Here is a 23,968-nt window from a genome sequence, read left to right on the forward strand (position 1 = left end):
GACGATTCCTTTCGCGCATGGTGAACGGGGGGCCAGTCGAGAAATGAGCTCGACTGGCTCAGACTAGCGGAGTGTGTGGGTTGGGTAGCCTGTGAGTGTTGACAGTTCTTTAGAGTATTTGGCGATTCAACCGATGTTCAACCGGTCCAGCAGGCTGTACCAAGCCACCCCCGCCCCAATATAAAACCGCTGCAACCCATGCATCGGCAAGCGCTGCAACGCCGTCACCGGGTAGGCAAACTCTGCCTTGCCGTCACACAACCGCCCCGCCAATTGCTGCCCAAGGCTGGTACACAACGCAATCCCACGGCCATTGCAACCCAGCGCCAGCGTGAGCCCCGGCGCCGGTTCGTGGACATGGGGCATGAAGTCGCGGGTGATTGCGATACGCCCAGCCCAACGGTATTCGAATTCCAATGGCCCCAACTGTGGAAACAGCAACGCCAGCGAACGCTCCAGATGAGCAAAATCTGTGGGAGAAGTGGGGTCGTTGAACAGCCCGCGTCCGCCCATCAGCAAGCGCCCATGGCTGTCTTTGCGAAAGTACAGCAGCAGCCTTTGTGCGGTGGAAACGGTTTCCTGGCCCGGCAAAATGCTCTCGGCCGCGTGCCCCGTCAAAGGCTTGGTGGCGACGATGAAACTGTTCGCAGCGAGGATGCTTTGCGCCATGCCGGGCCACAGGTTGCCGCTGTAGCCATTGGTCGCGAGTACCACTTGGTCGGCGGTCACCTGCGCCCCGGAGGCGGTCTGCAATTGCCAGCCGGACCCCTGACGCTGCAACCCCGTCACCGCACTCTGCCCATGAATCCTTGCACCCGCCGCCAACGCCGCACCGACCAACCCACGGGCATACGCCAACGGCTGAAGCGCCCCGGCCCGGCCGTCCAGCCAGCCACCGGCAAAGGCGTCACTGCCCATCCGCGAAGCCACCGCTGCTGCATCCAACCGCTGCACCGGCACACCCCGCCGGGCCCACTGATCTGCTCGCACGTGCAACCCGGCGACGCCTTTTTCGCTGTACGACACCTGCATCCAGCCCTTGCGTACCGGCGCGCAATCGATGCCGTGCTTTTCGATCAGCTTGAACACCAGGTCGGCCGAATTCGAAATAGTCGCGATCAATGGCTCTGCGCGCGCTGATCCGTACATTTGCACCAGTTGCTCCGGGTCATATTTGAGCGTCGGGTTGACCTGCCCACCGTTGCGCCCGGACGCACCCCAACCCGGTTCGTTAGCTTCCAGTACACACACGCTCACGCCACGCTCGGCCAAATGCAGCGCCGTCGACAAGCCTGTATAGCCGGCACCCACAATCGCCACATCCACCTTCACCGATTCACTCAACGCAGGCGTCGGCACCACCGAAGGCGCGGTCGCTGACCACAATGACTTCATGACAGGCTCCGCGTATCGCCAGTGGGGTGCAGCACCCGCCGTAGGAAGTCCTGGGTCCTCGGATGCTGCGGATTGCCCAGCACCTGTTCAGCTGCGCCGCTTTCGACGATGTAGCCGCCGTGCAGGAAGCACACGCGGTCGGCCACTTCCCGCGCAAAACCCATTTCGTGGGTGACCACGATCATGGTCATGCCTTCGTCGGCGAGGGTGCGCATCACCGCCAGCACATCGCCCACCAGTTCCGGGTCGAGGGCGGAGGTGGGTTCGTCGAACAGCATCGCCTCGGGTTTCATCGCCAGGGCGCGGGCGATGGCCACGCGTTGCTGCTGGCCACCGGAGAGTTGTTCCGGGTAAGCGTCGGCCTTGGCGCTCAGCCCGACTTTTTCCAGCAGCACCAAGGCTTCCTCACGGGCCTGTTGCGCAGGTTCGCCTTTGACGTACACCGGGCCTTCCATGACGTTTTCCAGCACGGTACGGTGGGGGAACAGGTTGAAGCGCTGGAACACCATGCCCATGCGGCTGCGCAGGGCGTGCACGGTCTTACTGCCGCGCTGTACGGTTTCGCCGAACACATGGATGTGCCCGCCGTCATAGGCTTCCAGCGCATTGATGCAGCGCAGCAGCGTGGATTTGCCCGAGCCCGAGGGGCCGATCAGGCACACGACTTCACCCTTGGCCACGTCCAGGTCGACGCCGTGCAGCACGCGGTGGCTGCCGTAATGTTTTTGCAGTTGGCGTATCTCGATCATGCTTTTTTCCTCCGGCCCAGGTGCTGTTCCATGCGGCGCAGGCCATACACCAGCGGCAGGCTCATCAGCAGGTAAAGCAGGGCGACCAGGGTGTAGACGGTCATGTTCTGGAAGGTAGACGAGGCGATGAGTTGGCCTTGGCGGGTCATCTCGGCCACGGTGATGGTCGATACCAGGGACGAGTCCTTGAGCATCATTACCAGGGTGTTGCCGTAGGGCGGCAGTGCGATGCGGAATGCCTGCGGCAGGATCACCCGGCGCATCATCAGTGCCGAGCGCATGCCCAAGGCTTCGGCGGCCTCGCGCTGGCCCTGTTCCACGGCGATGATGCCGGTGCGGAAGTTCTCGGCCTGGTACGCCGAGTAAGCGATGCCCATGCCGATCACGCCCGCGTAGAACGCGGTGAGGTGTACGCCCATGTCCGGCAGCACAAAGTAGATGTAGAACAGCTGCACAATGATCGGCAGGCCACGGATCACGTTGATGACGGTGCTGGCTGTCCACGACAACGCGCGGATCGGCGACAGCTTGAGCAGCGCCAGCACCAGGCCGATGGCGCTGCTGAGCAGGAATGACAGCACGGTAATCTGGATCGTCACCCAGGCGCCTTGCAATAGGATCGGCAAAAAGTCCTGGGCGTTTTGCAGGAACTCGGCCGGGTTCATGGGCGCACCTGGGTATCAAGTCCCCACTTCTTGAGGATGCTGTCCAGGGTGCCGTCGGCCTTGATACTGGCGATGGCGGTGTTCAGGCGCTCCAGGGTCTGTGCATCGCCCTTGCGCACCACCAGGCACACTTCGCCGACGTTGGTGGGTGTGTAGTCCGGGGCGAGTTTCACGCCTTTGAACAGCTTCTGGCGGATCTGGTAGGCCACCACCGGCTGGTCGCCCACGGCGGCTTTGATACGGCCCAGGGACAGGTCGCGGACCATCTCGCCGATGGAGTCGTAGGTGCGGATTTCCTTGAAGATGCCGAGCTTGTTCAGTTGGTCATAGAAGACCGTGCCGGCTTGCACGCCGACCACCTGATCCTTGAGTGGCATCAGGTCAGGGTAGGTGGCGTTGTCGTCGGCATTGATAATCAGGCCTTCACCGTAGGCATACACCGGGGCGCTGAAGTCGACGACCTTGGTGCGCTCTTCGGTCTTGAGCATGCCGGCGGAAATGAAGTCGAGCTTGCCGGAGGTGAGGGAGGGAATCAGCGCGGCGAAGTTGGTCTGCTCTATCTGGCTGGTGAACCCGCCAGCCTTGCCCACGGCCTCGGCCACATCGACCATCACGCCCTGGATACTGTTGCTCTTGATGTCGAGGAAGGTAAACGGCGAGCCACTGGCCGTTGCACCGACTTTGTACGAGGACGCACTGTCTGCGTGCACGGCGCTGACACAAAAGGCGGCGCACAAACCGAAGGCAAGGCGGCGAAACAAGGGCGAAAGACTGTTCATCGGGTTACTCCAGAAGGAAAACGGATCGTCAGTACCGCGAGCGGTTATTGATGAAATCGCAAGCTCTGTGCCATTTCGATTGAAAAAAATCGATATGAGCTACCTAAAAACGACAAAATGAACCAGTCGTATCGATATGCGATTTTTAATGGTCTATTTTTGTCATTTAAGGTAGAAATATCGCCACGCCTGATCGACCTGACCGCGAGTCCGCCATGTCCGAAGAACGCAACAGTCTGCACAACCAATCCCTTGAAAAAGGCCTGTCGGTGCTCAAGGCATTCAGCGCGCAGCGCCGCAGCATGAGCCTTGCAGAGGTGGCCGAAGCCGCCGGCATGACCAAAAGCTCGGCCCAGCGCATGGTGTTTACCCTGGAAAGCCTGGGTTACCTTCGGAAACACTCCCGCACACGGCATTACCAACTCACACCCCGGGTGCTGGAGTTGGGCTTCAGTTACCTGGATGCGCATTCGTTGATCGAAGTGGCCAACCCGTTTCTGTCGGAGCTGACGCGGTTGACCGGCGAGACGTCATGCCTCACCGAGCCTGCGGGCTACGACATGACCTATATCGCGCGTTTCGTCAGCTCAGGGTTTGTGCCGGTGCACATGCCGATTGGTTCGCGGGTGCCGATGTATTGCACGGCGTCGGGAAGGGCGTATTTGAGCGCGTTGCCGCAGGAGGAGGCGTTGGTGTTGATTGAAAACAGCCAGCGCATTGCGCACACCAGCCAGACGTTGACTGACGTCGGGCAGATTCTGGAATCGTTGCAACAGGTGCGCGAGCAGGGCTACGCGGTGAATGGCCAGGAGCTGTTCCTGGGCGATATGACCATCGGTGCGCCAGTGCTGGGCGCCAATGGCCGCCCGGTGGCGGCGGTGCATGTGGTGGCGCCGACCAGTCGGTGGAGCAGGGCGGATGCGGAGCGGCAGCTGGCGCCGGCGTTGTTGCAATGTTCGCGAGCGCTGAGTAACTCGGCGCGGAACTTGGAATAACAGACCCCCTAAAACTAAATGTGGGAGGGGGCTTGCCCCCGATTGCAGTGTGTCAGTCAATACAGCTGTGACTGATCTACCGCTATCGGGGGCAAGCCCCCTCCCACAGTTTTGTTCGGTCAGCTATCGCCTGGTCAGGCAATCGCATCCCAAGCCCGATCACCCTTCTCGTCTTTAATTCGAGTCGGCAACCCCATCACGTCCAGCGCCTTCAGGAACGGCTCGGCCGGCAGTTCCTCGACGTTGGCCATGTGCTTCACATCCCACTCGCCACGGGCAACCAGCAGCGCAGCGGCCACTGGTGGCACGCCTGCGGTGTAGGAGATGCCCTGGCTGTCAGTCTCGGCAAAGGCTTCTTCATGGCAGGCCACGTTGTAGATGAACATCTCGTGGGGCTGGCCATTTTTGGTGCCTTTGACCAGGTCACCGATGCAGGTCTTGCCGGTGTAGCCAGGGGCGAGCGAAGACGGGTCGGGCAGCACGGCCTTGACCAGTTTCAACGGCACGACTTCCAGGCCTTCGGCGGTGGTGACCGGCTTTTCGGAGAGCAGGCCGAGGTTTTTCAGCACGGTGAACACGTTGATGTAGTGCTCGCCGAAGCTCATCCAGAAACGCACGTTGGGCACGTCGAGGTTTTTCGACAGTGAGTGCACTTCATCGTGACCGGTGAGGTAGAGGTTCTGCGAACCGACGACCGGCAGGTCATCAGTGCGTTTGACTTCGAACATGGTGTTGCTGGTCCACTGGCTGTTCTGCCAGCTCCACACCTGTCCGGTGAACTCGCGGAAGTTGATTTCCGGGTCGAAGTTGGTGGCGAAGTATTTGCCATGGGAGCCGGCATTGACGTCGAGAATATCGATCGAATCAATGCGGTCGAAATGCTGTTGCTGCGCCAGCGCGGCATACGCGTTGACGACACCCGGGTCGAAGCCCACGCCAAGGATGGCGGTGATGTTCTTCTGTTTGCACTCTTCCAGGTGGTTCCATTCGTAGTTGCCGTACCACGGCGGGGTCTCGCAGACCTTGCCCGGCTCTTCGTGGATGGCGGTGTCGAGGTACGCGACGCCCGTGTCGATGCAGGCGCGCAGCACCGACATGTTGAGGAACGCGGAACCCACGTTGATAACGATCTGCGATTCGGTCTCGCGGATCAGGGCCTTGGTCGCTTCCACGTCCAGAGCGTTCAGCGCGAAGGCTTGGATGTCGGCCGGAACCTTGAGGCTACCCTTGGCCTTGACGCTGTCGATGATGGCCTGGCATTTGGAGATGTTGCGCGACGCGATAGCAATACGACCGAGTTCGTCGTTGTGCTGCGCGCACTTGTGGGCCACCACCTTGGCGACACCTCCTGCACCAATGATAAGAACGTTCTTTTTCAATTGCTTTATCTCTCCTTTATCCGCCAGCTTACGAAAGGCTGGACAGGTAGTCGTCGTAACCAAATTCACGAACCATCTCGACTGTACCGTCGAGTTGTTTCACTACGATGGACGGCATTTTCAGGCCGTTGAACCAGTTTTTCTTGACCATGGTGTAGCCTGCGGTGTCGATGAACGACAGCCGATCGCCGATGGCCAGCGGACGATCAAATTGATACTCGCCGAAGATGTCCCCGGCCAGGCAGGATTTGCCGCACACCATGAAGGTGTGTTCACCGTCGCTTGGCGCCAGCTTGGCGTTGAGGCGATAGATCAGCAGGTCCAGCAGGTGGGCTTCGATGGAGCTGTCCACGACGGCGAGGTGCTTGCCGTTGTAGAGGGTGTCGAGCACGGTGACTTCCAGGGAGGCGCTGTTGGTGATCGCCGCTTCGCCGGGTTCCAGGTACACCTGCACGCCGTACTTTTTGGAGAACGCCTTCAGGCGCGCGCAGAACGCGTCAACCGCATAGTCTTCACCGGTGAAGTGGATGCCGCCGCCGAGGCTGACCCACTCGACCTTATGCAGCAGCGCGCCGAAGCGTTCTTCGATGGTGCCGAGCATTTTGTCGAACAGGCTGAAATCGCCGTTCTCGCAGTTGTTGTGGAACATGAAGCCGGAGATCTGTTCGATCACGCCTTCGATCTTCACGGGGTCCCATTCGCCCAAACGGCTGAACGGACGCGCCGGGTCGGCCAGCAGGTAGTCGGAGCTGCTCACCTGTGGGTTGACGCGCAGACCACGGGTCTTGCCCTCGGAACGTTCGGCAAAACGCTGCAGCTGGCTGATCGAGTTGAAGATGATCTTGTCGCAGTTATCCAGCATCTCTTCGATTTCATCGTCGGCCCAGGCCACGCTGTAGGCGTGTGCCTCGCCTTCGAACTTCTGGCGGCCGAGCTTGAGCTCATACAGCGACGACGAGGTGGTGCCGTCCATGTATTGCTGCATCAGGTCGAACACCGACCAGGTGGCAAAGCACTTGAGCGCCAGCAACGCCTTGGCGCCGGACTGCTCGCGCACGTAAGCAATCTTCTGCATGTTGACCAGAAGCTTCTGTTTATCGATGAGGTAGTACGGCGTTTTGATCATTTTTGAGAGCCTGCGGCGGTGCCTGCCAAAAAAGGACACGCATTGTGCCCGCACTTGGATCGAATCGAAAGGTTAGTGGGCGGATTTTGCTGCCCTTGGTTTACGAGCGTAGCGCTGGAGTGTGACTGTTCAGGGGCTGACACCGTTTTTTTGTAGTGAGTGGGCTTGCCCCGCGCTGGGGGGCGAAGCCGCCCTAAATCCAGGCACCACGATTTTTCTGGAGCTGCGCGACGTCCTTATTGGGGTGGCTTCGCCACCCAGCGCGGGGCAAGCTCGCTCACCACAGGTGCATAGCAGCAGTCCTTGGCTGACATCAAATCGTCATGTTCTCGGCACTGAACTGCCACATTCCCCCGCTACTGTCCTCGCCAATGAGATCGATCTCAAGCGAGTGACAATGACTGACCTGAAAGACGTAGCCCGGCTGGCGGGCGTATCCCGCGCCACCGCCGCCCGCACCTTTGCTTCTCCCGACCAGGTGCGCCCGACCACCCGGGAGCAGGTGTTCGCCGCCGCCCGTGAGCTGGGTTTTCGCCCCAATCTGCTGGGCCGCCAACTGCGCCTGCAAACCACCCAGTTGATTGGCGTGGTGGTGCCCAACCTGCTCAACCCGGTGTTCGCTGAACAGTTTCAGGCCATGGAACGCGCCGCTCGGGCGCGTGGCTATAGCCTGTTGCTGGCAACCACCGACTACAGCAGCGAACGCGAATGCATTGTGGTGGAAGAATTGTTGCGCCAGCGCGTCGATGGCCTGGTGCTGACGGTCACTGATGCCGAGAGCAACAGCGTGCTCAGCAGCTTGAACACCGAACAAACCCCATTCGTGCTGGCTTATCACCAACCGAGCAACCCCAACTACAGCGCCGTGTCGGTGGACAACCGCGCAGGCATGGCCCTGGCCACGCGTTACCTGCTGGAAGCCAAGCACCGGCGCATCAGCATGGTCGCCGGCCCTGCATTGCAATCCGACCGTGCCCGCCTGCGCTACGCCGGTTACTGCGATGCCATGCGCGAATACGGCCTGGAACCCCGCGCGGTGATTGAAATGCCGGCCCACACCCAGGCCGAATTCACCGCCATCGAACCTTTTCTGCAAGGCGCCGAAGCGCCCACCGCCCTGGTGTGTTCCAACGATTTCCTGGCGATCAGCCTGATCGCCGAACTGCGTCGTAATGCCTGGAACGTGCCCGAACAACTGTCGGTGATGGGCTTCGACGGCATCAGCCTCGGCACCCAGATGCACCCGACCCTGTGCAGCGTGGTGCAACCCATCGCCTTGCTGGCCAGCACCGTGATTGACCAACTGCTGGCGCAAATCGCCGGCAACGCCCCGACGTCCCATTGCCTGCCTTGCCATATCCGGCCGGGCGACAGTACTCAACCCCACGAGGAAACCCTTGATGCGCGCACTCAGTAAAACCCTGGCAGCCGTGCTGCTGTGCGGTGCGGCCAGCCTGGCCCAGGCCGCCGAAACCGCGATCTGCTACAACTGCCCGCCGGACTGGGCCGACTGGGGCACCCAGCTCAAGGCCATCGCTGCCAGCACCGATGTGCAAGTGCCGCTGGACAACAAGAACTCCGGCCAGTCGCTGGCGCAATTGGTGGCGGAAAAAGCCGCCCCGGTCGCTGACGTCGTTTACTACGGCGTGACCTTCGGCCTGCAGGCGCAAAAAGCCGAGGTGGTCGACACCTACAAACCCAAGGCCTGGGACCAGATTCCCGCTGGCTTGAAAGACCCCGCTGGCCACTGGTTCGCGATCCATTCCGGCACCTTGGGCATCATGGTCAACGTCGATGCCCTTGGTGGTTTGCCGGTGCCGCAAAGCTGGGCGGATCTGCTCAAGCCGCAATACAAAGGCATGGTCGGTTACCTCGATCCGTCCAGTGCCTTCGTCGGCTACGTGTCGGCCGTGGCGATCAACCGCGCACTGGGCGGCGACCTGGACAACTTCGCACCGGCCATCGACTACTTCCAGAAGTTGGCGAAGAACGCGCCCATCGTGCCCAAGCAAACCGCCTATGCGCGGGTGCTGTCCGGTGAGTTGCCGATCCTGGTGGACTACGACTTCAACGCCTACCGCGCGCGCTACAAAGACAAAGCCAACGTCGACTTTGTAATCCCGAAGGAAGGCAGCATCAGCGTGCCCTACGTGATGAGCCTGGTGGCCAACGCACCGCACCGCGCCAATGCGCAAAAGGTCCTCGACTTCGTGCTGTCGGACGAAGGCCAGGCACTCTGGGCCAAGGCCTACCTGCGCCCAGTGCGCCCAATGAAAATGCCGGCTGACGTGGCCGCACAGTTCCTGCCCGACAGCGACTATGCCCGCGCCGGGGTGGTGGACTACGAAAAAATGGCCGCCGTGCAGGAAGCCTTCGCCGCCCGTTACCTGAACGAGGTCAAGTAAGTGGCAGCATCGGCAAAACATGCCGCCTGGGCGTTGGCCCCGGCCTTTGCGGTGCTGCTCGCGTTCTGGCTGTTGCCGCTGGCGCACTTGATGGTGCTCGGCGCCGAGAGCCGCGACAGCAATGGCAGCGGTTACTGGCAGGTGCTCAGCAGCGCGCAGTACCTGGGAAGCCTTGGGCAAACGCTGGTCCTGGCCGTGGTGGTGACGTTGGTGGCGCTGGTGATCGGCGGCATCAGCGGCGTGTTCCTCGCCCGGCACCAGTTTTTCGGGCGCTCGGCACTGGTGGCGTTGCTCACTTTTCCCTTGGCCTTTCCCGGTGTAGTGGTGGGCTTCCTGGTGATTCTGCTGGCAGGGCGTCAAGGTTTGCTGGCTTCACTGGGCCTGCAACTGGCCGGTGAACGATGGATCTTTGCCTACTCGTTGGTCGGGCTGTTCGTGGGCTACCTGTACTTCTCGATTCCACGGGTGATCCTCACGGTGATGGCCGCTTGCGAGAGCCTTGATCGTAGCCTGGAAGAAGCTGCGCACTCCCTGGGCGCCGGGCATTGGCGCGTGGTGTGCGACGTGATCGTGCCGGGCCTGGCGCCCGCATTGGCGTCCTGCGGGGCGATCTGTTTTGCCACGTCCATGGGCGCCTTCGGCACGGCCTTTACCTTGGGCACGCGACTGAATGTCACTCCGGTGGCGATCTACAACGTATTCACCAACTACGCCAACTTTGCCGTCGCTGCTGCGCTGTCGGTGGTGCTGGGCGGGGTGACCTGGGCGGTGTTGCTGCTGACGCGGCGCCTGGTGAAAAACGCGGGGACTGTGCTGTGAAGCGCTCATCGTTGTTTGTGCTGCAACTGCTGTTCACCCTGCTGGTGTGCGCCTTCATGTTGGTGCCGGTGCTGATGTCGTTGCTGGCGGGTTTGACCCGCAACTTCTTCGTCGGTTTGTCCAGTGGCTTGACCTTCGATTGGCTGATCCAGGTGTGGCAGGCCTATTCGCCCACCGTGTGGTTGTCGCTGCAATTGGCGCTGGCCTGCGCGGTGTGTGTCTGCGTGATCGGCGTGCCGGCGGCTTATGCCTTGGTGCGGATGAACAATCGCTTCAGCCGCGCCTTCGAAGAATTGATGGTGCTGCCGGTGGCGATGCCGGGGTTGGCCAGTGCGTTGGCGTTGCTGCTCACCTACGGCCAGTTCGGCAGCTTTCGCAGCAGTTGGGTGTTCATCCTGGTCGGGCATGTGCTGTTCACCTTGCCATTCCTGGTACGCCCGGTGATGGCGGTGATGCAACGCCAGCAACTGCCAGTGCTGGAAGAGGCGGCGGCCAGTCTCGGTGCGGGTCCCATCAAGCGCTTTTTCAGTGTGGTGGTACCCAACTGCCGCGCAGGAATCCTGGCCGGTGTGCTGATGGTAGTGACCTTGTCCCTGGGTGAGTTCAACCTGACCTGGATGCTTCACACCCCTATGACCAAGACGCTGCCCGTGGGCCTGGCCGACAGCTATGCCTCGGCGCGCCTGGAAATCGCCAGCGCCTACACCCTTATCTTTTTGCTGATGATCGTGCCGCTGTTGATTGCGCTGCAGGCCATCAGTGCCCGTTTGTCCCGTGGAGAGCGTCGATGACCGCTATCACTATCCGCCTGCAAGGCTGTCGCAAGGCGTTCGCCGACGGCACCGTGGCCGTGCATGACTTGAACCTGACCGTCGAAGGCGGCGAAACCCTGGCGATTCTCGGCCCGTCCGGCTGTGGCAAAACCACCACCTTGCGCCTGATTGCCGGCCTGGAGCGCCCGGATCTGGGCCAGGTGTTTTTTGGCGATCAGGACGTGACGCGCCTGCCCATCGAGCGACGTGACGTGGGCATGGTGTTCCAGAACTACGCGTTGTTTCCCAACCTGGATGTGGCGGGGAACATCGTCTACGGCTTGAAGATTCGCGGGATGTCGGTGACTGAGCGCAACAAGCGCTGCGACGAGTTGCTTGAGCTGGTGGGCTTGCAGCATCACGGCAAGCGCAGCATCCATGAACTCTCCGGTGGTCAGCGTCAGCGCGTGGCCCTGGCCCGTGCCTTGGCGCCGCGTCCGAAAGTGCTGTTGCTGGATGAACCTTTGGCGGCCCTCGACGCGCAATTGCGCGAACGCCTGCGCAGCGAACTGAATGAACTGCTGCGCGGCCTTGGCATCACCTCGGTGTTCGTCACCCACGATCAGGGCGAAGCCATGGCCCTGGGCGACCGCATCCTGGTCATGGAGCACGGCCGTGTCGCGCAACTGGCCAGCCCGCGTGACATCTACCAGAAACCCGCCAACGCCTTCGTCGCGGGCTTCGTCGGCAACCTCAATGCCTTCACCGTGATCGAGCCTTCGGCCCATGGCTTGAGAGTCTGCGGCGGCGAGTTGCCGTGGCAGGCCGCCGAACTGCCCAGCACGGTCTATTGCCGTCCCGAACACCTGAAGGTGATGGAGGGAGAAGGGCACTTGCACGGCCGTCTGTTGGCGCAGTTTTTCCAGGGCGCACAAAGCCGCCTGCTGGTGGATGTGGGCGGCCCGCAACCGCTGTTGGTCGACAGCAGCGACAACCAGCTGTACGCCGTCGGCGCGCCGATTGCCCTGGCGATTGCGCCACACATGTTGTTCACCCTGAATGCTTGAGAATCTACTGTGAATCGTCCGTTTCTTGTCGCGCAGATCAGCGACCTGCACCTTAAAGCCGGCCAGCGCCTTACTTATGGGGTTGTCGATACATTAGGCGCACTGCGCCGTGCCGTCGACCATCTCAACGCCAGTTACCCATGCCCCGATATCGTGGTGATCAGCGGTGACCTGGTGGACTTCGGCCGTGCCGATGAATACGCGGTGCTGCACCCCGAACTCGCCCGCCTGCACATGCCGTGCTACCTGGTGCCCGGCAACCACGACACGCGCGGGCCGTTGCTGGAGGCGTTCCGGGATCACGCCTATTTGCCTGTGTCCGCAGAGGGCCCGTTGGACTGGGTGGTGGAGGAGCATCCGCTGCGCCTGATCGGTCTCGACTCCACCATCCCCGGCGGCCACGGCGGCCAGTTGCTCGACAGCCAATTGCAGTGGCTCGACGCGCAATTGTCCCTGCGTCCGGATGCGCCGACCTTACTGATTTTGCATCACCCGCCGTTTATCAGCGGCATTGGCCATATGGACCGCGAACCCTTCATCAATGCGGCGGCGCTGGAGCGGGTCGTCGCCCGCCATCCGCAAGTCGAGCGCCTGCTGTGCGGGCACTTGCACCGGCCGATGCAGCGCCGTTTCGGCGGCAGCCTGAGTTGTGTGTGCCCCGGCACCTCGCACCAGATCGTGCTGGATCTACAAGAAGCGGCGCCCGCGCATTTCAACCTGGAGCCGGCGGGCTATCTGTTGCATCGCTGGGAGGCGCAACAGGGTTTGATCAGCCACAACGGCGTATTCGGGGATTACCCGGGGCCGTATCCGTTTTATGACGCTCATGGGTTAATTGACTGAGGTTGTGATGAAAGCCACTTTGAATGTGTTAAGCGTATTGACCGGCGGCCTGGGCGTTGCCCTGAGCCCTTTGGCGTCGGCTGATTTCTTGAGCGACAGCAAAGCCAACTTGAGCCTGCGCAATTTCTACTTCAACAACGACAACCGGGATGGCACCGCCGCACCGTCGAAGACCGAAGAGTGGGGCCAAGCGTTTATCCTCAACTATCAATCGGGCTTCACCGACGGCACCGTGGGTTTTGGTCTCGACGCCATCGGCATGCTCGGCATCACCCTGGACAGCGGTGCCGGCCGCCACGTGGGCAGCTCGATGATTCCCAACGACGACGGCAAGGCCACCGACAACTGGGCCCGTGGCGGCGCCACGGCCAAGGCCCGTTTTGCCAAGAGCGAACTGCGCTACGGCTACCTGCGGCCGAACCTGCCGATCCTGGTGAGCAACGACGGCCGCCTGTTGCCGCAATCGTTCGAAGGTGGGCAAGTCACCAGCAAGGACATCGACAACCTGACCCTGATCGGCGGCCAACTGCAACACACCACCGGCCGTGGCTCCAGCGACCGCAGTGGTCTGGCAGCGGCGGGCGGCACCCAGGAAAGCAACAAATTCAATTACGCCGGTGCCGATTACCAGGTGACCAAGGACCTGATGGTCCAGTACTACTACGCCAACCTCGAAGACTATTACCAACAGCACTTCGCCGGGCTGATCCACGTATTGCCCCTGGGCGACTACGGCTCCTTGAAAACCGACCTGCGCTACTTCAAGACCACCGCCGACGGCAAGAACAGCACCGCCGCCGGCCGTGCCGAAGGTTACAAACTCGGCGGCTATACCAAGAACGGCACCGGTGAAATCGACAACAACACCTGGAGCGCGGCGTTCATCTACTCCCTGGGCCCGCACGCGATCACCGCCGGGTACCAGCAGGTCTCGGACGACAGCAACTTCGCCCAACTCAACCAGGGCGGCCTAGTGAACAAAGGGGAGGGCGGTTCCAGCCTGTACCTCTACACCGACCGTACCGTGCAGACCTTTATCCAGGCCGGCGAGCGCACCGCCTTTGCGCAATACGCCTATGACTTCGCGTCACTCGGCGTGCCGGGGTTGAAGGCCTCGGTGATGTACCTGAAGGGCGATCACATCCTCACCGCCAGCGGCAACGACGCGAGCGAGTGGGAGCGGGATATCGCGCTGGATTACGTGGTGCAGAGCGGCACCTTCAAGAACGTCGGCTTCGGCTGGCGCAACGGCGTGTCGCGCAGTGACGTGGCGCGGGACCAGGATCAGAATCGGGTGTTTGTGAATTACTCGATTCCGTTGATGTAACGACCTTTCAAGCACGGCAAAACCCACTGTGGGAGCCGTCGAGCCCCAGCGAGGCCGCGATGACGGCGGCACTGCCGATAGAGATGTCGCCTGACACACCGCCATCGTAGCCTCGCTGAAGCTCGACGATCCCCATTTTTGTTGTGTGTTGCGGAGCCGGCAGCATCCGTTTCAGCCGTTTTTCAAGATTTTTACGTGGGTGGCGGTGTCATCAGCCACCTGCTCAAAACCGCATCGAAGATAAAAAGCTGCGGCCTCAGATGTGTCGGTGGACAGACGTACTTTGTGAAAATGCACGTCAGCGTTTTCCAGCAGCTGGTGCACCAAGGCCTTCCCGACCTGTCGCCCGCGGTAGGTACGTTCTACGTATACCCGGCGAAGCCGTCCAACCCCTGATCCCGCGACGAGATCACAAGAAAGACCGCCGACGGCGATCAACTGCCCATCACAAAACATTCCCAGAAAGCATTCACCCGGCCGATCAAATCGATTGGAGCCGTCTTCCCACTCCGTGATCAATCGTGTCAGGAACCGGAAGCCTTCGGCGACTGCCTGAGCTTCGAGGACTCGGATCTGCACCGGAAGTTGCTCCAGTTTGCGTATCGAGACGTTTGCGTTGAGCGGACTCAAAGGAACTGTCCACGAAGCCAGGGTGCCTTGGACTCAATGCAACTGTGCGCCTGGTTCTGTACCTTGAAGGGGGTGTCGAGAGTGCCCAGCGCAATCGAAATCCACTCTGGATACTTTCCTTCAGCGTCGCTCCAGAACAGCGATGAACCGCATTCCGAGCAGAATTGACGGGTGATACCTGGCGAAGATTCATAGCTTTTCAGCGTGTCACGCACAGCCTGGATCGTCATTTCTGATCGGCGCGCACTGGCATACGTCGCGAACGCTGCCCCATGCCCTTTCTGGCATTTTTTGCAGTGGCAGTGGGTGACGGCCTTGAGCGGTGTCGAAACGTGATAAGTGATTGCGCCGCAGAGGCAACTGCCTTGGGTGAATACATCCATGTCTGGTTTTGTCCTGAAGGGTCCGGCAAACACTATACCTGTGGCGAGGGAGCTTGCTCCCGCTGGGATGCGCAGCATCCCCATCCAGCCCAACCACAAACATACAAGAATCCCCCCATCTCCCCTCAGTAGACTCGCCCCACTCCCTCTACTGCAGGTCTTCCATGGACATCTTCCTCTACGCCTTCAGCGTCATGTACAGCCCCGGCCCCGTGAATTTCATGGGCCTCAACGCCGGGCTCACCGGTCAGTTCCGGCGGTCCACCGGGTTCTTCATCGGCGTGGGCTGCGCGATGCTGGTGTTGTTCGTGCTGTTCGGCTACACCGGCGAGGCGATCATTTCCCAGGCGGCGTTGCCCTATATCTCGTTGATTGGCGGCGTTTACACCTTGTACCTGGCTTATCAGGTGTTCACCGCGCGCACGGTGGTCGATGAAAAAGTCTCTACCGCACCGGCCAAGACCCTCACGTTCTGGAACGGCCTGGTGATCCAGTTGCTCAACCCCAAGGGCATCATGGCGGTGTTGCCGATCACCAGCGTCATGCTGCCGGCGGCGCATATCACCGGGGTGTCGATTGCGCTGGTGTCGGCGTTGCTGGCTTTTGGCGCGTTTGGCGCGCCGTGGCTCTATGCGTTGCTTGGCGCAATGCTGGGACGGCGGATCAACGGGGCGTCGGCGTTTACCGTGTTCAACCGTTGCATGGGCCTGGCGCTGGCGGTGTGTGCGTATTTCATGTTTCACGCGTTTTATGTGCATCTGGTCGCAGCATGAATGGATCTTGTCGCCTCGGTATTATGCATAGACCGAGGTGATGCAATCGCAGGCAAGCCAGCTCCCACAGAAAAGCCATCCGGTTTCTAGAGGTACTTGAGCCAGGCCAGATCGCGGCGCCGGGCCTTGAGCCCGGCGAACCAATGGACCGGCGCGTACAGCGCCAACGGCAGCAGCAATGCCACCAGCCAAATGGCGCCCATACCGTCGAAGCCGAAGTAGTTGCCGTGATTCAGGCCAAACAGTGCCACACTTGCGACGTAGAGGATTTTCAGCACGTACAGGTGCAGCAGATAGAAGAACATCGGCGCTGCGCCGAAGGTGGCGAGCATGCTGATCCAGCGCTTGCTTCCCGCCTTCTCGAACGCTAGTAACAGCAGTAGCCCAATCCCCAGCGTCAGTGCCAGAAACAACAACGAAGGCGGGTACTTGGTGATGTTGAAAAAGCTCATCAGGGTTTGCACGCCGTTGTCATAGGCTTGCCATGGTTTTTCGCCATACGCATTGACCGCTCGCACTACCACGAACCCTATCAACGCACTTGCACCGCCCAGCAACAAATAACGCTGGCGCTGCGCCGGCTGCATGTCTTTGGCAAACCACGGGCCGAGGCTGTAGCCCAGGGCGATCACACCGATCCACGGTAGCACCGGATAAGTGACGCGCAGGCGCAGCGACTCGCCCACTTCGATCCAACTGCGCTCATGCAGGATTGTCCACGGAATATGCAGTGCCGAACCGGCCTCGAAGTGCAGCCCATCCAGCAGGTTGTGCCCGGCGATGATCACCACCGCCAACACGATCAGCAGCGGCCGCGGCAACCACACCAGCGCCGCAAGGGCGATCATGCTCACGCCAATCGCCCAGATGACTTGCATATAGATCACGCTAGGCGGCAGTTGGAAGGTCCAGGCGAAGTTGACTAGGGTGAACTCCAGTACCACCAGGAACAGCCCACGCTTGAACAGGAACGCCGACACATCGCGCCGGCCCTGGTATTTCTGGCCGTACAGCCAGGCCGACAAGCCCGTGAGCAACACAAACACTGGTGCGCACAGATGGGCGAGGGTGCGGCTGGCAAATAACGCAGGCTCGGTGCTGTCGATGGTCATCGGGTCGCTGACCTGACGGTGCAGCAGGAAGGTTTCGCGCACGTGGTCAAGCAGCATGAACAGGATCACCAGGCCGCGCAGGGCATCGATGGACAGCAGGCGTTGGCGCAGGGGAACAGCATCGGTCATGGGCGAGGGTCACAGGGCAGGGCAGAAATGGGGTGTTATCCTATAACATTAATTACCGCGTTGCCGCGATTCGTCACTAAAGATTCTGATACTGTCAGTGAAATCGTTTGTGCAGGCCCCTCATCATGACGACTCCACAATCCGTCCTCGACTTCTGGAAACACGCCGGCCCCAAACGCTGGTTCGCCAAGGACGAGGTCTTCGACGCGACCTTCCGCGACACCTTCCACACCACCCACCTGCAAGCCGCCCGGCGCGAACTGGAGCACTGGCTGGACTCGGCGCAAGGTGCCTTGGCGCTGCTGATTCTGCTTGACCAATACCCGCGCAACGCCTTTCGCGGCACTGCCCATATGTTCGCTACCGACCCATTGGCCCGCCTGTATGCGAGTCGCATGGTCGATGCTGGATTGGATCAGCAGATTGAGCCGGCATTGCGTGCGTTCTGTTACCTGCCGTTCGAACACTCCGAAGACCCGGCGGATCAGCAGCGCTCACTGGTCCTGAACCAGCAACTGGACGCCAACACTTACCATTGGGCCAAGGAGCACGCCGACATCATCGAGCGGTTTGGGCGTTTTCCCCATCGTAATGGCGTGTTGGCGCGAGAGACCACGGAGGAGGAGCGCGCCTTTTTAGACAAGGGTGGCTTTGCCGGTTAGCCCAGTATTCCGAGTAGGAATGCCCCCATAAAAACAGCGCATTGTCTTTCTCGCCGCACATCTCGTAGCGTGGTGTTCCACTCACGGAGAATCGTTATGAGCCAGCGTCCGTTGCGCCTGTATGTTGATCATTTGTATACCAGCCCCTACGCGATGTCGGTGTTCGTCACCCTGCGGGAAAAAGGCCTGGCGTTCGACACCTTGACCCTGGACTTGGATGCGGCGCAGAACCAGACCGCCGACTTCGCCCAACTGTCCCTGACCCAGCGCGTGCCGACGCTGGTAGAAGGAGACTTTGCGCTGTCGGAGTCTTCGGCAATTACTGAGTACCTGGAAGAGACTTACCCCGAGACGCCGGTCTATCCGGCCGATCCCAAGCAGCGGGCGAGGGCGCGGCAGGTGCAGGCCTGGTTGCGCAGTGACTTGTTGCCGATCCGCCAGGAGCGTTCGACGATGGTGGTCTTCTACGGGCAGAAGATGCCGCCATTGTCCCCCGTGGCCGAAGTGGCGGCGCGCAAATTGATCAGCGCGGCCCAGGCACTGTTGGCGGGTAACCGGGCGTATCTGTTCGGCGCGTGGTCGATTGCGGATGTGGACCTGGCGGTGATGCTCAATCGCCTGATTCTCAACGGCGACAGCGTGCCCGCCGAGTTGAAGGAATACGCGCAGCGCCAGTGGCAGCGGCCCTCCGTGCAGGCGTGGGTGCAGCAGCAACGCCCGGCGCTGTAGCCGACCATTCATCCTCTATCTGCGGTGGCGCGCTTGACAGGCGTCACCCGGCGGACAAATACTCTCGCCATATTCATATATATGACTAAATAACAAAGTGAATGTGACCCCATGAATACCTTGTCCAGCGATGCCCGTCTGCCGCTATACCAACGCCTGCGCGACCACCTGGTCGAGCAGATCGCCAACAATCGCTGGCGCCCCGGTGAAGCAATTCCCACCGAAGCGGTGTTGTCCGCCGAGTACGAGCTGTCCACCGGCACCGTGCGCAAGGCCGTGGATGCGTTGGTGAACGAAGGTATTCTTGAGCGCCAGCAGGGGCGGGGCACCTTTGTGCGTCGCCCGCAATTCCAGTCCTCCCTGTTTCGATTTTTCCGTTTTCAAGGCCCTGCGGGCGAGCGTCAGGTGCCGGAAAGCCGCATCCTCACGGTTGAATCCCTGGCCGCGCCGTCGGCTGTCAGTGAGGCGTTGGGCCTGGCGCCCGAGGCCCAGGTGATCCGCATCCTGCGTACCCGTTTGTTTGATGTGCAGCCGCTGCTGGCCGAAGAGATCTGGCTACCGCGCGCGCGCTTCCAGGCGTTGCTGGATATCGACCTGTCCCAGCAAGGCCCGTTGCTTTATCCGGTGTATGAAGACGTCTGCGGGCAAGTGGTGGCCTCGGCCGAGGAAACCCTGACCGCCGAATCGGTCAACGAGGTGTACGCGCGATTGCTGCAGGTGCCGGTCAACAGCCCGGTGGTGGTGATCGAGCGCCTGGCTCGTGATTACGCCGGCCAGCCCCTGGAGTGGCGACGCTCCCGCGGGCACGCCGAGCACTTCCGCTACCGCGTGGACATTCGCTGACCCGACACCCGCACCGTTAACTGTTTGCCCAACACTGGCCCGGCTGCGGCACGGTTCGCGCCCGGCTGCCTCGCGTTTGACCTATAAGGATAAAAATCATGTTCAGTTGGTATCGCCAAGTCACTCCCCGGGAGCGCAAAACGTTCTGGGCCTGCTTCGGTGGATGGTCCCTCGACGCATTGGAAGTACAGATGTTCGGTCTGGCGATCCCGGCACTCATCGCCGCGTTCGCCTTGAGCAAAGGCGATGCGGGGTTGATCAGCGGCGTCACGCTGGTGACTTCGGCCATCGGCGGTTGGGTCGGCGGCACCTTGTCTGACCGCTACGGCCGGGTGCGCACCTTGCAGTGGATGATCCTGTGGTTCTCGTTTTTCACTTTCTTGTCGGCGTTTGTCACGGGCTTCCACCAGTTGCTGATCGTCAAGGCGCTGCAAGGCTTCGGCATCGGCGGTGAATGGGCAGCGGGCGCGGTGTTGATGGCCGAGACCATCAATCCCAAGTACCGCGGCAAGGTGATGGGTACCGTGCAGAGCGCCTGGGCTGTGGGTTGGGGTGTAGCGGTCGGGGTGTTTGCGCTGATCTATTCGTTTGTGCCGCAGGACATGGCCTGGCGTGTGATGTTTGTGGTGGGTCTGTTGCCGTCGTTCCTGATTATCTGGGTGCGCCGCAATGTCGAGGAGCCCGACAGCTTCCAGCGCCTGCAAAAAGAACAGGCGATTCCACAGAGTTTCTTCAAGTCGCTGGCGGGCATCTTCCGTCCTGAGCTGATTCGCGTCACGTTGTTCGGCGGTCTGCTGGGCCTGGGCGCCCATGGCGGTTACCACGCGGTGATGACCTGGCTGCCGACCTTCCTCAAGACCGAGCGCAACCTGTCGGTACTCAACTCCGGCGGCTACCTGGCGGTGATCATCTTCGCCTTCTGGTGCGGCTGCATCGCCAGTGGTTTGCTGATTGATCGCATCGGACGGCGCAAGAACATCGTGCTGTTCGCGCTGTGCTGCGTGATCACCGTGCAGGCCTATGTGTTCCTGCCGTTGACCAACACGCAGATGCTGTTCCTCGGCTTCCCGCTGGGCTTTTTCGCGGCCGGCATTCCGGCCAGCCTTGGGGCGTTGTTCAACGAGCTGTACCCGGCGGATGTACGCGGTGCCGGCGTGGGCTTTTGCTACAACTTCGGGCGCGTCTTGTCCGCGGTGTTTCCGTTCCTGGTGGGGCATATGAGCGACTCCATGTCCCTCGGCTCGGCCATCGGCATCGATGCCGGGATTGCCTACGGCGTCGCGGTGATCGCCGCGCTGTGCCTGCCGGAAACCCGTGGTCGCGTGCTGGAAGCTGCGCCCATTGACAACGTGGTAACCGGCCAGCGCGCCCAGGCTTGATCCTTTTTTACTCTTGAAAGACGAACCCCATGCTTGATAACTGCTCCATCACCGGCATCGACGCCCACGCCCATGTGTTCAGCCGCACGCTGACTTTGGCCGGCGAACGTCGCTACACCCCTGGCTACGACGCCACGTTGGCGGATTACTTCGGTCACTTGCACGCCAACGGCCTGAGCCATGGCGTGCTGGTGCAGCCCAGCTTTCTGGGTACCGACAACCGCTACCTGCTGGCCGCCTTGCAGCAGGCACCCGACCGGTTGCGCGGTGTGGTAGTGGTTGAACGCGATATCGCGCGCGACGCCCTGTACGCCATGGCCGACTCAGGTGTCGTAGGCGTGCGGCTGAACCTGGTGGGCCGGGCACTGCCGGACTTCAATGAGCCGGGATGGAAAGTGTTCTTTGAGCATATCGTCGAGCTGGACTGGCACGTGGAATTGCACCGCGAGCTGGACGACCTGCCGTACCTGGTGGGGCAACTGCTGCCGTTCGGGGTGAAACTGGTGATCGATCATTTCGGGCGACCCGACGCGGGACTGGGCGTCGAGCAGCGTGGCTTTGCCGAGTTGCTGGAGCTGGCGCTCGGTGGCCATCTGTGGCTGAAAGTCTCGGGAATCTATCGCCTCGCTGGCAGCCCGGCACAAAACCTTGAGTTTGCCCGCCAGGCGATGCCGTTGCTGCAACAGAGCTTCGGCCTGCATCGGTTGGTGTGGGGCAGCGACTGGCCACACACCCAGCATGAAGCGGCCATCGGCTATGCCGCAGTGATCGAGCAACGCCAAGCCCTGGGCTGGTCGGCAGCGGTAGAACAGGCCTTGCTGATCGACACGCCCCGCCAGTTATTCGGCTTCCACCACGCGTAACCAATCCTCCTTCACACGGCGGTCCAGGTCTTCCCAGTCCGCCATGCCCAATACCCGCGTGGTGTTCAAGCCCCGCAGGTAACCGCGCAGTTGCTGGGCGCTGGCGTTGATTTGCTCGGCGTCGGCAGCCTCGTCCTGCAGCACGTGTTCATAGTCGACCAGGTAATCGGCGACCCGCTCGCGAAACTCCGGTAGTACGGCTTCGCGGATGCGGTCGAAGGTTTTCTGGTGGGGCTTCATGGCGTGGTCCTTATAAGTTTTATGTCAGCACTATCGGTTCAGATAATAGTCACCATCAAGGATCGCAAGTTCTGTTTTTGCAGGAAAAGCGGAAAATCACCCCATCGAGACGCTGTTCAAGGAAATGCGCGATGAGGACGTTTATTCAGCTGGCGTTGATGGCTTTGATGCTCGGCACGGTTGCTATCAACAACGCGGCAATCGCCGATGATCTGCGTACGAGCCATTTGCTACCTATCAACGGTAGCGTAGACTCCCTGCAGCACGCGCAGTCGGTGGGTGTATTGCTGACTGACAGCACCCGCGACAACCTCAGCTACCTTGAACGCTACCACGACATGGCCTTGAATGGCGCCAAGGGTGCCCTCGACGGGCGTATCCGCCAGGCGTTCGTCAACAGCTCCGACCCGGAACTGGCCATCGATTGGTTGATGAGTTCGCTGCAGGGAACCTTTTTGTCGGTGACGGTCTACGACAACCTGGATGCCTTGGTGCTGGCTCACCCTGATGTGGTGGTGATGCTCGATACCCATAACCAACTGCTGACCCAGCGTAACGACCAGGTCGAGGCGCGTTTTATTGCGCGGTTCTATGATGCGAACCTGCAATACATTGCCAAGGCCGAAGGCTCGGTGCACAAGCAGGTGCCGTCGGTGTGGGTGCATGACCAGGCGGCGCCGGAAATTGCTGCGCAGATCGAGCAGCAGCGGGACGTGCAACTGGATGCCTTGAAGCAGTTCGATGCCTCGCTCAAGGCGTTGGTTCGTGCAGGTTGATGTGGACCTTTATTTTTTATAATCAGGAATTTTTCATGCGCGTTTTTTTCGCCCCGGCCTTGGCCTTTGCTTCTCTGATGTTGGCCGGTTGTGTTTCCGCCCCCAATGCTCCAACCCTGACCTTGCAGACCAGCAAAACGCCTGAAGCCTATGTGCAGTGCGTGCTGCCCAAGCTGGAAAAACACAAGATCACCTCCACCGTGACGCAGAACTCGCGCCACGCCAAAGTGGTGTTGACCAGCAAGATTGCCGCCGATGATGTGCTGGAGGCCTACAAGTCCCAGGACGGCGGCAAGGTGTTCCTGTATGAGCGCAAGCCGCTGGCGTCGACGATTACGCCGTCGCGGCTTGAGCTTGCTGCCAAGGAATGCCAATAATTTCGCGTATGGCCTAGGGCTTGGCTTCGTTGCTGAAGGCATTGACCGTCTTGACTAAACCCTGCGCCGCCAACGCCACCAACTCCCCACCTTTCTCTACCGTCGCCAGCGCGGGGTCCGAGCCCATGCGTCCATCAGGGAAGCGCGCGCGGAAGTCCAGCGCTTCACGGATCGGCCCGGTATTGGCGATTTGCGGTGAATAATCAGCCGTCTTGATCGAGTCCGGATAGGCCCATTGGGTCACCGCAATCTCCGACGGCGTGGCATGGCTGCCATGGCCCACCGGGAATTGGCGTTGCGCCAGGTCATTCACGCCTTCCAGGTCCCACCAGTTCACCAGCTTCAACGCAAAGCCGGCCGGGCGACGGGCGAAGCTGGCCTCGGCGTACAGCTCGGAAAACGCCGCTTCAATCGTGGCGATATTGCCGCCGTGGCCGTTCAGAAACAGGATCTTCTCGAAACCATGCCCGGCCAGCGAGCGCACCCAGTCGCCAATCGCGGCAATGAAGGTGGAAGGGCGCAGGGAAATGGTGCCGGGAAAACCCAGGTGATGCTGGGCCATGCCGATGTTAAAGGTGGGGCCGATCAGCAGGTCGGCGTTCTTCTGCGCCTCATGGGCGATGATTTCCGGGCACATCCAGTCGGTGCCCAGCAGGCCGGTGGGTCCGTGCTGTTCGTTGGAACCGATGGGAATCACCACCGTGCGGCTGCGTTCCAGAAACTGCCCGATCTCGATCCAGGTGGAGTGGTGTAGAAGCATGCGTGGTTCTC

Annotated in this window: 27 protein-coding genes; 16 read left to right on the forward strand and 11 right to left on the reverse strand. The window is 60.9% G+C overall.

Going from position 1 to position 23,968, the window contains the following annotated elements:
• Positions 1 to 126 precede the first annotated feature (126 nt).
• From EJ576_RS23935 to EJ576_RS23950, 4 genes are read right to left on the reverse strand one after another with little or no spacing between them, the layout of a single operon-like run.
• Positions 127 to 1,395, reverse strand: a complete 1,269-nt coding sequence (locus EJ576_RS23935; protein WP_126571289.1) for an FAD-binding oxidoreductase — start codon at positions 1,393 to 1,395, stop codon at positions 127 to 129.
• Positions 1,392 to 2,144, reverse strand: a complete 753-nt coding sequence (locus EJ576_RS23940; RefSeq protein ID WP_028616552.1) for an amino acid ABC transporter ATP-binding protein — start codon at positions 2,142 to 2,144, stop codon at positions 1,392 to 1,394. The genes EJ576_RS23935 and EJ576_RS23940 overlap by 4 nt, the downstream gene beginning before the upstream one ends.
• Positions 2,141 to 2,809, reverse strand: a complete 669-nt coding sequence (locus EJ576_RS23945) for an amino acid ABC transporter permease (RefSeq protein ID WP_122728349.1) — start codon at positions 2,807 to 2,809, stop codon at positions 2,141 to 2,143. The genes EJ576_RS23940 and EJ576_RS23945 overlap by 4 nt, the downstream gene beginning before the upstream one ends.
• On the reverse strand, positions 2,806 to 3,588 hold the full coding sequence (locus tag EJ576_RS23950; RefSeq protein WP_126571290.1) for an ABC transporter substrate-binding protein: 783 nt from the start codon (positions 3,586 to 3,588) through the stop codon (positions 2,806 to 2,808). The genes EJ576_RS23945 and EJ576_RS23950 overlap by 4 nt, the downstream gene beginning before the upstream one ends.
• A gap of 215 nt (positions 3,589 to 3,803) precedes the next feature.
• Here EJ576_RS23950 and EJ576_RS23955 point away from each other — a divergent pair, with 215 nt between their 5' ends.
• Positions 3,804 to 4,583 carry an IclR family transcriptional regulator gene (locus EJ576_RS23955; RefSeq protein ID WP_028616549.1) on the forward strand — a complete coding sequence of 260 codons (780 nt, stop codon included), beginning with the start codon at positions 3,804 to 3,806 and terminating at the stop codon, positions 4,581 to 4,583.
• Between the two features lie 134 nt (positions 4,584 to 4,717).
• Here the strand turns inward: EJ576_RS23955 and EJ576_RS23960 are convergent, their stop codons facing one another.
• Together EJ576_RS23960 and EJ576_RS23965 are read right to left on the reverse strand one after the other, a co-directional pair.
• On the reverse strand, positions 4,718 to 5,962 hold the full coding sequence (locus tag EJ576_RS23960; RefSeq protein ID WP_095016569.1) for a saccharopine dehydrogenase family protein: 1,245 nt from the start codon (positions 5,960 to 5,962) through the stop codon (positions 4,718 to 4,720).
• 28 nt (positions 5,963 to 5,990) lie between these two features.
• Positions 5,991 to 7,088 carry a carboxynorspermidine decarboxylase gene (locus EJ576_RS23965; protein ID WP_126571291.1) on the reverse strand — a complete coding sequence of 366 codons (1,098 nt, stop codon included), beginning with the start codon at positions 7,086 to 7,088 and terminating at the stop codon, positions 5,991 to 5,993.
• 397 nt (positions 7,089 to 7,485) lie between these two features.
• Here EJ576_RS23965 and EJ576_RS23970 point away from each other — a divergent pair, with 397 nt between their 5' ends.
• From EJ576_RS23970 to EJ576_RS24000, 7 genes are read left to right on the forward strand one after another with little or no spacing between them, the layout of a single operon-like run.
• Positions 7,486 to 8,505, forward strand: a complete 1,020-nt coding sequence (locus EJ576_RS23970; protein ID WP_122728339.1) for a LacI family DNA-binding transcriptional regulator — start codon at positions 7,486 to 7,488, stop codon at positions 8,503 to 8,505.
• Positions 8,489 to 9,493, forward strand: a complete 1,005-nt coding sequence (locus tag EJ576_RS23975) for an ABC transporter substrate-binding protein (protein WP_122728336.1) — start codon at positions 8,489 to 8,491, stop codon at positions 9,491 to 9,493. The genes EJ576_RS23970 and EJ576_RS23975 overlap by 17 nt, the downstream gene beginning before the upstream one ends.
• Positions 9,494 to 10,312 carry an iron ABC transporter permease gene (locus tag EJ576_RS23980; protein WP_122728334.1) on the forward strand — a complete coding sequence of 273 codons (819 nt, stop codon included), beginning with the start codon at positions 9,494 to 9,496 and terminating at the stop codon, positions 10,310 to 10,312.
• Positions 10,309 to 11,103, forward strand: coding sequence for an ABC transporter permease (locus EJ576_RS23985; RefSeq protein WP_028616543.1), 795 nt, complete (start codon positions 10,309 to 10,311; stop codon positions 11,101 to 11,103). Before EJ576_RS23980 ends, EJ576_RS23985 begins: the two co-directional genes overlap by 4 nt.
• Complete coding sequence (locus EJ576_RS23990) at positions 11,100 to 12,131, forward strand: ABC transporter ATP-binding protein (RefSeq protein ID WP_122728333.1); 1,032 nt, start codon at positions 11,100 to 11,102, stop codon at positions 12,129 to 12,131. The genes EJ576_RS23985 and EJ576_RS23990 overlap by 4 nt, the downstream gene beginning before the upstream one ends.
• A gap of 9 nt (positions 12,132 to 12,140) precedes the next feature.
• On the forward strand, positions 12,141 to 12,974 hold the full coding sequence (locus tag EJ576_RS23995; protein ID WP_126571292.1) for a phosphodiesterase: 834 nt from the start codon (positions 12,141 to 12,143) through the stop codon (positions 12,972 to 12,974).
• A 7-nt stretch (positions 12,975 to 12,981) separates the two neighbouring features.
• Positions 12,982 to 14,301: an OprD family porin gene (locus EJ576_RS24000; protein ID WP_122728331.1), complete on the forward strand. Its 1,320-nt coding sequence runs from the start codon at positions 12,982 to 12,984 to the stop codon at positions 14,299 to 14,301.
• A 171-nt stretch (positions 14,302 to 14,472) separates the two neighbouring features.
• Here EJ576_RS24000 and EJ576_RS24005 read toward each other — a convergent pair whose 3' ends face one another.
• Both EJ576_RS24005 and EJ576_RS24010 read right to left on the reverse strand, forming a co-directional pair.
• Positions 14,473 to 14,931: a GNAT family N-acetyltransferase gene (locus EJ576_RS24005; protein WP_122728330.1), complete on the reverse strand. Its 459-nt coding sequence runs from the start codon at positions 14,929 to 14,931 to the stop codon at positions 14,473 to 14,475.
• On the reverse strand, positions 14,928 to 15,314 hold the full coding sequence (locus EJ576_RS24010) for a GFA family protein (protein ID WP_126571293.1): 387 nt from the start codon (positions 15,312 to 15,314) through the stop codon (positions 14,928 to 14,930). The genes EJ576_RS24005 and EJ576_RS24010 overlap by 4 nt, the downstream gene beginning before the upstream one ends.
• 164 nt (positions 15,315 to 15,478) lie before the next feature.
• On the opposite strand from EJ576_RS24010, the gene EJ576_RS24015 reads away from it, so the two are divergent.
• Positions 15,479 to 16,087 carry a LysE family translocator gene (locus EJ576_RS24015; RefSeq protein WP_122728327.1) on the forward strand — a complete coding sequence of 203 codons (609 nt, stop codon included), beginning with the start codon at positions 15,479 to 15,481 and terminating at the stop codon, positions 16,085 to 16,087.
• 86 nt (positions 16,088 to 16,173) lie between these two features.
• Here the strand turns inward: EJ576_RS24015 and EJ576_RS24020 are convergent, their stop codons facing one another.
• Positions 16,174 to 17,328 (reverse strand): DUF1624 domain-containing protein, encoded by a 1,155-nt coding sequence (locus EJ576_RS24020; protein WP_123476835.1) that lies wholly within the window; start codon positions 17,326 to 17,328, stop codon positions 16,174 to 16,176.
• A gap of 125 nt (positions 17,329 to 17,453) precedes the next feature.
• Here EJ576_RS24020 and EJ576_RS24025 point away from each other — a divergent pair, with 125 nt between their 5' ends.
• From EJ576_RS24025 to EJ576_RS24045, 5 genes are all read left to right on the forward strand, one after another.
• The gene (locus EJ576_RS24025) at positions 17,454 to 17,990 is read left to right on the forward strand and encodes a DUF924 family protein (RefSeq protein WP_126571294.1); all 537 of its coding nucleotides are present in this window, start codon (positions 17,454 to 17,456) and stop codon (positions 17,988 to 17,990) included.
• 96 nt (positions 17,991 to 18,086) lie between these two features.
• Entirely contained in the window at positions 18,087 to 18,719 is a 633-nt protein-coding gene (gene yfcF / locus EJ576_RS24030; protein ID WP_126571295.1) for a glutathione transferase, read from the forward strand.
• A 111-nt stretch (positions 18,720 to 18,830) separates the two neighbouring features.
• Positions 18,831 to 19,562, forward strand: a complete 732-nt coding sequence (locus EJ576_RS24035; RefSeq protein WP_126571296.1) for a GntR family transcriptional regulator — start codon at positions 18,831 to 18,833, stop codon at positions 19,560 to 19,562.
• A 98-nt stretch (positions 19,563 to 19,660) separates the two neighbouring features.
• Positions 19,661 to 20,941, forward strand: a complete 1,281-nt coding sequence (locus EJ576_RS24040; protein ID WP_122728317.1) for an MFS transporter — start codon at positions 19,661 to 19,663, stop codon at positions 20,939 to 20,941.
• A 29-nt stretch (positions 20,942 to 20,970) separates the two neighbouring features.
• Positions 20,971 to 21,804: an amidohydrolase gene (locus EJ576_RS24045; protein WP_126571297.1), complete on the forward strand. Its 834-nt coding sequence runs from the start codon at positions 20,971 to 20,973 to the stop codon at positions 21,802 to 21,804.
• On the opposite strand, the gene EJ576_RS24050 is transcribed toward EJ576_RS24045, so the two are convergent.
• A complete protein-coding gene (locus tag EJ576_RS24050; protein ID WP_123476845.1) occupies positions 21,781 to 22,044 on the reverse strand; it encodes a hypothetical protein in 264 nt (87 codons plus the stop codon). The genes EJ576_RS24045 and EJ576_RS24050 overlap by 24 nt on opposite strands.
• Positions 22,045 to 22,175: 131 nt before the next feature.
• Between EJ576_RS24050 and EJ576_RS24055 the strand changes: the two genes are divergently transcribed.
• Positions 22,176 to 22,820 carry a hypothetical protein gene (locus EJ576_RS24055; protein ID WP_028616529.1) on the forward strand — a complete coding sequence of 215 codons (645 nt, stop codon included), beginning with the start codon at positions 22,176 to 22,178 and terminating at the stop codon, positions 22,818 to 22,820.
• A 35-nt stretch (positions 22,821 to 22,855) separates the two neighbouring features.
• Positions 22,856 to 23,197 (forward strand): hypothetical protein, encoded by a 342-nt coding sequence (locus EJ576_RS24060; RefSeq protein ID WP_122728382.1) that lies wholly within the window; start codon positions 22,856 to 22,858, stop codon positions 23,195 to 23,197.
• Between the two features lie 13 nt (positions 23,198 to 23,210).
• Here the strand turns inward: EJ576_RS24060 and EJ576_RS24065 are convergent, their stop codons facing one another.
• Positions 23,211 to 23,957: a creatininase family protein gene (locus tag EJ576_RS24065; RefSeq protein WP_028616528.1), complete on the reverse strand. Its 747-nt coding sequence runs from the start codon at positions 23,955 to 23,957 to the stop codon at positions 23,211 to 23,213.
• Positions 23,958 to 23,968: the final 11 nt, after the last annotated feature.

This window comes from Pseudomonas sp. C 49-2 (assembly GCF_003970195.1).
GTDB lineage: Bacteria > Pseudomonadota > Gammaproteobacteria > Pseudomonadales > Pseudomonadaceae > Aquipseudomonas > Aquipseudomonas canadensis.